This window comes from Deinococcus pimensis DSM 21231, assembly GCF_000519345.1.
Taxonomy (GTDB): Bacteria; Deinococcota; Deinococci; order Deinococcales; family Deinococcaceae; genus Deinococcus_A; species Deinococcus_A pimensis.
The window spans coordinates 50466-56654 of sequence record NZ_KI912639.1; the positions used below are offsets into that span (position 1 = coordinate 50466).

Consider the following 6189-nt stretch of genomic DNA (forward strand, 5'->3'; position numbering starts at 1 on the left):
TGAGGTCCACGCCCTCGCGCAGCAGGCGGTCGCGGCACTGCCGGGCGAGGTCCACGAACTGCCGCACGCTCGCGCCCGCGTCGAGGTTCAGGCTGCCCGTGACGGCAGCGTCGTCGGTGAGCTCGGGGCACTCCAGGGCGGGCCGGGAGCGGCCCACGCCGCGCTGGTCGAACAGGACGAGGTCGCGCTGCCTCGTGAAGGTGCCGCGGAAGTCGCGGGTGAAGCTCGGCAGGGACGCGCCGATCCCCTCGCCGGGACCGCCGGTGAGATAGAGGACGGGATCGGGGCGCCTCGTGGGGCTTTCGGCGGCGAACACGACGACGGAGAGGCGCAGCGTGCGGCCCGTGGGGCGGTCGTGGAACTCGGGCACCGCCACGGTGCCGCAGCGCACGTCCCTTCCCTCGACGGCGTCGGAGGGGAGGGTGTACGGGCAGGGCGCGGGCTCGAAGGTGGACGCGGCGAAGGTGGGGACGGCGGGCGCGGCGGGCGCGGTGGGCCCCAGGCCGGGGGTGGTCTGGGCGTGGGCGCCGTGCGCGAGGCCGAGGGCGATCAGGGCGGCGGCGAGCCGTCGTGGTGCGTTCATGCTGCGCACACTGTGCCACAGCACCCCTCTCCGGGGGCACCGCGACGTTCATGCTCTCTTGTGGTGAGCTTCACGGGGCGGGGGTGCGCGGGGGTGTCCGGCACCGCCGAAATCCGACTGAAACGCTCGACTTTCCGCGCCGTATCGCGTAGACTATGCTAACTAGGAATGGCTCCTAATAAGGGCCCCGACCACTTCCCAGCAGCACCGCAGGAGACTCCATGACCAACCAGCTCGAGATCCGCAACCTCCACGCCTCCGTCGGTGACCTGCCGATCCTGCGCGGCGTGAACATCACCGTCCCGCGCGGCGAACTCCACGCCGTCATGGGCCCCAACGGCAACGGCAAGAGCACCCTCGCCAAGGTCATCGTCGGCGATCCCGAGTACACCGTCACCGAGGGCGAGATCCTCGTCGACGGCCACAACGTCCTCGAGATGGAGCCCGACGAGCGCGCCCGCCTCGGCCTCTTCCTCGCCTTCCAGTACCCCGTCGAGATCCCCGGCGTCACCATCGCCAACTTCCTGCGCCTCGCCATGCAGGCCCGCAAGCCCGAGGGCGAGGAGGTGAGCTTCATGGAGTTCTACGGCAAGCTCCAGGAGGCCCTCAAGGTGCTGGAGTGGGACGAGAGCATCGTCGAGCGCTACCTCAACGCGGGCTTCTCCGGCGGCGAGAAGAAGCGCAACGAGATCCTCCAGATGCTCATGCTCGACCCGACCTACATCATCATGGACGAGACCGACTCCGGCCTCGACGTGGACGCCCTCAAGATCGTCTCCAAGGGCGTCAACAGCCTGCGCGGCCCCAACCTCGGCGGCCTCGTCATCACGCACTACCAGCGCCTGCTGAACTACATCGTCCCCGACAAGGTCCACATCATCGTCGAGGGCCGCGTCGTCCAGACCGGCGGCCCCGAACTGGCCCAGCGCCTCGACGCCGAGGGCTACGACTGGGTCAAGGAACTCGCACGCGCCTAAGGGAGAGACCACATGACGAATCCTGAAGTTGCCAACATCAACGCGACGTACGAGTACGGCTGGGCCAACCCCGAGCGGTACGCCGTCAAGGCCCCCAAGGGCCTGTCGCGCGAGGTCGTCGAGATGATCTCGAAGGCCAAGGAAGAGCCGCAGTGGATGCTCGACTTCCGCCTCAAGGCGCTCGACATCTTCTACAGCAAGCCCATGCCCGAGTGGGGCGCCGACCTCAGCGGCCTCGACCTCGACGAGATCTACTACTACATCAAGCCCGAGGGCTACAACGCCCGTTCCTGGGACGACGTCCCCGACGACGTCAAGCAGACCTTCGAGCGTCTCGGCATCCCCGAGGCCGAGCGGGCCGCGCTCGCGGGCGTCGGCGCGCAGTACGAGTCCGAGATGGTCTACCACAACCTCAAGGAGGAGTGGGAGAAGCTCGGCGTGGTCTTCCTCTCCATCGAGGACGGCCTGCGCCAGTACCCCGACCTCTTCCGCGAGTACTTCGCGACCGTCGTGCCCCCCGAGGACAACAAGTTCGCCGCCGTCAACTCGGCCGTGTGGTCGGGCGGCAGCTTCGTGTACGTCCCCAAGGGCGTGAAGGTCGACATTCCCCTCCAGACGTACTTCCGCATCAACGCCGAAAGCGCCGGGCAGTTCGAGCGCACCCTCATCATCGTCGACGAGGGCGCCCAGGCGCACTACATCGAGGGCTGCACCGCGCCCAGCTACAGCCGCGACAGCTTCCACTCCGGCGTCATCGAGATCGTCGTCAAGGAAGGCGCGCGCTTCCGCTACAGCACCATCCAGAACTGGAGCCACAACGTCTACAACCTCGTGACCCAGCGCGCCGCCGTGTACGAGAACGGCGTGATGGAGTGGGTGGACGGCAACCTCGGCAGCAAGGTCACCATGAAGTACCCCGCCTGCTACCTCCTCGGCGAGGGCGCGCGCGGCGAGGTCCTCTCCATCGCCATGGCGGGACGCGGTCAGCACCAGGACGCGGGCGCCAAGATCGTGCACTTCGCGCCGCACACCAGCGGCACCATCGTGTCGAAGTCCATCAGCAAGGACTCGGGCCGCTCCAGCTACCGCGGCCTCGTCAAGATCTACGAGGGCGCCTTTGGGAGCAGGACCAACGTCGAGTGCGACGCGCTGCTGCTCGACGAGGAAGCGCGCACCGACACGTACCCCTACATCGAGATCGAGGAGAAGAACGCCAGCGTCGGTCACGAGGCCACGGTCTCCAAGATCAACGACGAGCAGATCCTGTACCTGCAGTCGCGCGGCCTCAGCGAGGACGAGGCGGCGGGCCTGATCGTGCGCGGCTTCATCGAGCCCATCGCTAAGGAACTCCCGCTGGAGTACGCCGTGGAGCTCAACCGCCTCATCGAGCTCGAGATGGAAGGCAGCGTCGGTTGATGACCCAGACGCTCAACCAGGCCTTCTCCGCCGAGGCCGTCACGGCCCTCGGCGGGCCCGAGTGGCTCACCGAACGACGCCGGGCCGCGCTGGAACTCTTCGGCGCCCTGCCCCTCCCCACCGAGGCGGTCGAGGCGTGGAAGTACACCGACGTGAGCGGCATCGACTTCACCGCGATGAAGCCCACCCGCGTGAAGCCCGCCGTCACGGACGAGGCCGCCCTCCCCGAGAGCGTCCGCGCGCGCCTCGCGAGCACCGACGTCGCCGCGTACCTCGTCTTCGACGGCCCCGACGTGGTCTACGCCAGCCTGCCCGAAGCGCTTCGTGAGCAGGGCGTGGTCTTCACCGACCTGCGCTCCGCGCTCGCGTCCCACGAGGCGCTCGTGCGCGAGTACCTGTACTCCGTCGTGCCCGCCGAGGTTCCGGACGACACCACCGTCGCCGCGCCCGGCACCACGCCCAGCAAGAGCCCCGACCCCAGCGAGGGCAAGTTCAGCGCCCTGAACGCGGCCCTCTGGACGAACGGCGCGTTCGTGTACGTGCCCCGGAACGTGGAGGTCGAGCTTCCGCTCGGCGCGTTCCGCGTCCTCGACGAGAGCGGCGCCTTCACCGCGACCCGCACCCTCGTCGTCGCGGACGTGAACAGCAAGGTCACGTTCATCGACGAGCAGGACAGCCCCGACCTCGAGGGCGCCTTCGCCTTCGGCGCGGTCGAGCTGATCGTGAAGGACGGCGCGCAGCTTCGCTACGTCAGCGTGCAGAACTGGGGACGCGGCGTCACGCACATCCAGCGGCAGCGCGGCGACGTCGCCCGCGACGCCACGCTCAACAGCCTCGTCGTCACGATGGGCGGCACCCTCTCGCGCACCGAGATGCAGTCCTACCTGCGCGGTCAGGGCAGCTCCAGCGAGATGCTCGGCCTGAACTTCGCTTCGGAAGACCAGCACTTCGACCACTACACCCTGCAGCACCACGCCGCCCCGCACGCGCACAGCGACCTGCTGTACAAGAGCGTCCTCGCGGACACCGCGCGCGGCGTGTTCAGCGGCATGATCAAGGTGGACCTCGGCGCGCAGAAGACCGACGCGTACCAGAAGCACCGCACGCTGCTGCTCTCCAGCGAGGCGCGCAACGACAGCATCCCGCAGCTGGAGATCAACGCGAACGACGTGCGCTGCTCGCACGGCAGCACCACCGGCCCCGTCGACCCGGAGCAGATGTTCTACCTGCTCGCGCGCGGCGTGCCGCGCTCCCTCGCGGAGAAGATGCTCGTCACGGCCTTCCTGGAGGACGTGCTGTCGCGCGTGCCGCTCGCGAGCGTCGTGAAGTACATCGAGGCCGTCATCGCCGAGAAGGTCGGCGCGGTCTGAGGCTTCCGGAGGCCGGGGGAGTTCGCTCCCCCGGCCTCTTCGCGTGCCCCGAATCGCGACGGTCACGACACGCGCCGCGCGCCGGGCGCTCTAGACTGCGCGCATGACCGCCCAGACCCGAGTGCTCGTCGGCCGCGTGGACGAGCTTCCCGAAGGATCCCAGCGCGCCGTGGACGTGGACGGACGCAGCGTCGTCGTCGTGAACCACGAGGGCGTCTACTACGCCCTGCGCAACAACTGCAGCCACAAGGACTACCCCCTGCTCGGCGGGGACGTGAGCATGGGCCGCATCACCTGCGAGAAGCACGGCGCGAAGTTCGAGCTCGCGACCGGCAAGCCGAAGACGCTCCCGGCGGTGAAGCCCGTCGCGCTCTACCGCACGGAGGTGGAGCACGGAGAGGTGTTCGTCCTCCCGCTGTAAACCTTCCGAACGCTCGTTCGGTATACTCCCGTCATGACCCGCATCGTCATCACGGCCGCGCGCCGCACGCCCATCGGAAGCTTCATGGGCAGCCTCAAGGACGTCCCTGCCGCCGACCTCGGCGTCGCCGCCACGAAGGCCATCCTCGGCGGTGTGAACCCCGACGACATCGCCGACGTCATCGTCGGGAACGTCCTGCAGGCCGGGCAGGGCATGAACCCCGCCCGGCAGGTCGTCCTCGGCTCGGGTCTGCCGCACGACGTGCCCGGCCAGACCGTGAACCGCGTGTGCGGCTCGGGCCTGCAGGCCGTCGTGAGCGCCGCGCAGGGCCTGCGCTCCGGTGACGGGAGGCTCTACGTGGCGGGCGGCATCGAGAACATGAGCCGCGCCCCGTACCTGCTCCCCAAGGCCCGCGAGGGCTACCGCCTCGGGCACGGCGAGCTCCTCGACAGCCTCATGCACGACGGCCTCACCGACGTGTTCCACAAGTACGCGATGGGCATCACCGCCGAGAACATCGCCGAGCAGTGGGGCATCACCCGCGAGGAGCAGGACGCCTTCGCCGCCGAGAGCCAGCGCCGCGCCGCCGCCGCGATCGAGTCGGGCGCCTTCGTGGACGAGGTCGTGCCCGTCGAGGTGCCGGGCCGCAAGGGCCCCACGATCTTCGACCGGGACGAGTACGTCCGCCCCGACACCACGATGGAGGTTCTCGGGAAGCTCCGCCCCGCCTTCCGCAAGGACGGCACGGTCACCGCCGGCAACGCGAGCGGCATCAACGACGGCGCCGCGATGCTCGCGCTCACCACCGACGAGTACGCCCGCGCGAACGGCCTGCCGGTCCTCGCGGAGCTCGCGGCGTACAGCACCATCGGCGTGGACCCCGCCATCATGGGCATCGGCCCGGCGCGCGCCGTGCCCGTCGCGCTGGACAAGCTCGGCATGAAGCCCACCGACGTGGACCTCTTCGAACTCAACGAGGCCTTCGCGGCGCAGTCCCTCGCGGTCGTCCGTGACCTCGGGATCGACCCCGCGTGCGTGAACGTCACGGGCGGCGCGATCGCGCTGGGCCACCCCATCGGCGCGAGCGGCGCGCGCGTCCTCGTGACGCTCGTGCACGCGCTGCGCCGCGCGGGCAAGGAGACGGGCGTGGCGAGCCTGTGCATCGGCGGCGGCATGGGTATCGCGGTCGTCGTGCGCGCCGTCTGAACCCGGCGGACGGGGGAGGGGAGGACCACGTCGGTCCTCCCCTCGCTGTTTCTCAAGACGACCGTGAGCTCCTCCGGGGTCGCTTCCCACGCGCGGCGCGCACGATGCGCTCATGACCGACCATCACGAGGACAGCTGGGGCGACCGCCCGGGCGAGGACGGCCTCGCCGAGAACGACGTGACGCCCGCCCTGCGCAGCGACGAGAACGCCTTCAA

Annotated in this window: 5 protein-coding genes and 1 pseudogene; 5 read left to right on the plus strand and 1 reads right to left on the minus strand. The window is 69.4% G+C overall.

All coding sequences use genetic code 11. From position 1 onward, the window contains the following. Positions 1–583, minus strand: a pseudogene (locus DEIPI_RS39470) (hypothetical protein); the annotation flags it as partial. 221 nt (positions 584–804) lie between these two features. Here DEIPI_RS39470 and sufC point away from each other — a divergent pair. From sufC to DEIPI_RS0110605, 5 genes are all read left to right on the plus strand, one after another. After that, positions 805–1560, plus strand: a complete 756-nt coding sequence (sufC, locus tag DEIPI_RS0110585; RefSeq protein WP_027481766.1) for a Fe-S cluster assembly ATPase SufC — start codon at positions 805–807, stop codon at positions 1558–1560. A gap of 12 nt (positions 1561–1572) precedes the next feature. Continuing rightward, complete coding sequence (sufB, locus tag DEIPI_RS0110590) at positions 1573–2976, plus strand: Fe-S cluster assembly protein SufB (RefSeq protein WP_027481767.1); 1404 nt, start codon at positions 1573–1575, stop codon at positions 2974–2976. Next, entirely contained in the window at positions 2976–4346 is a 1371-nt protein-coding gene (gene sufD / locus DEIPI_RS0110595; RefSeq protein WP_027481768.1) for a Fe-S cluster assembly protein SufD, read from the plus strand. Before sufB ends, sufD begins: the two co-directional genes overlap by 1 nt. A gap of 103 nt (positions 4347–4449) precedes the next feature. Further along, complete coding sequence (locus DEIPI_RS0110600) at positions 4450–4767, plus strand: non-heme iron oxygenase ferredoxin subunit (protein ID WP_045234083.1); 318 nt, start codon at positions 4450–4452, stop codon at positions 4765–4767. Between the two features lie 33 nt (positions 4768–4800). Beyond that, on the plus strand, positions 4801–5973 hold the full coding sequence (locus DEIPI_RS0110605; protein WP_027481770.1) for an acetyl-CoA C-acetyltransferase: 1173 nt from the start codon (positions 4801–4803) through the stop codon (positions 5971–5973). Positions 5974–6189: the final 216 nt, after the last annotated feature.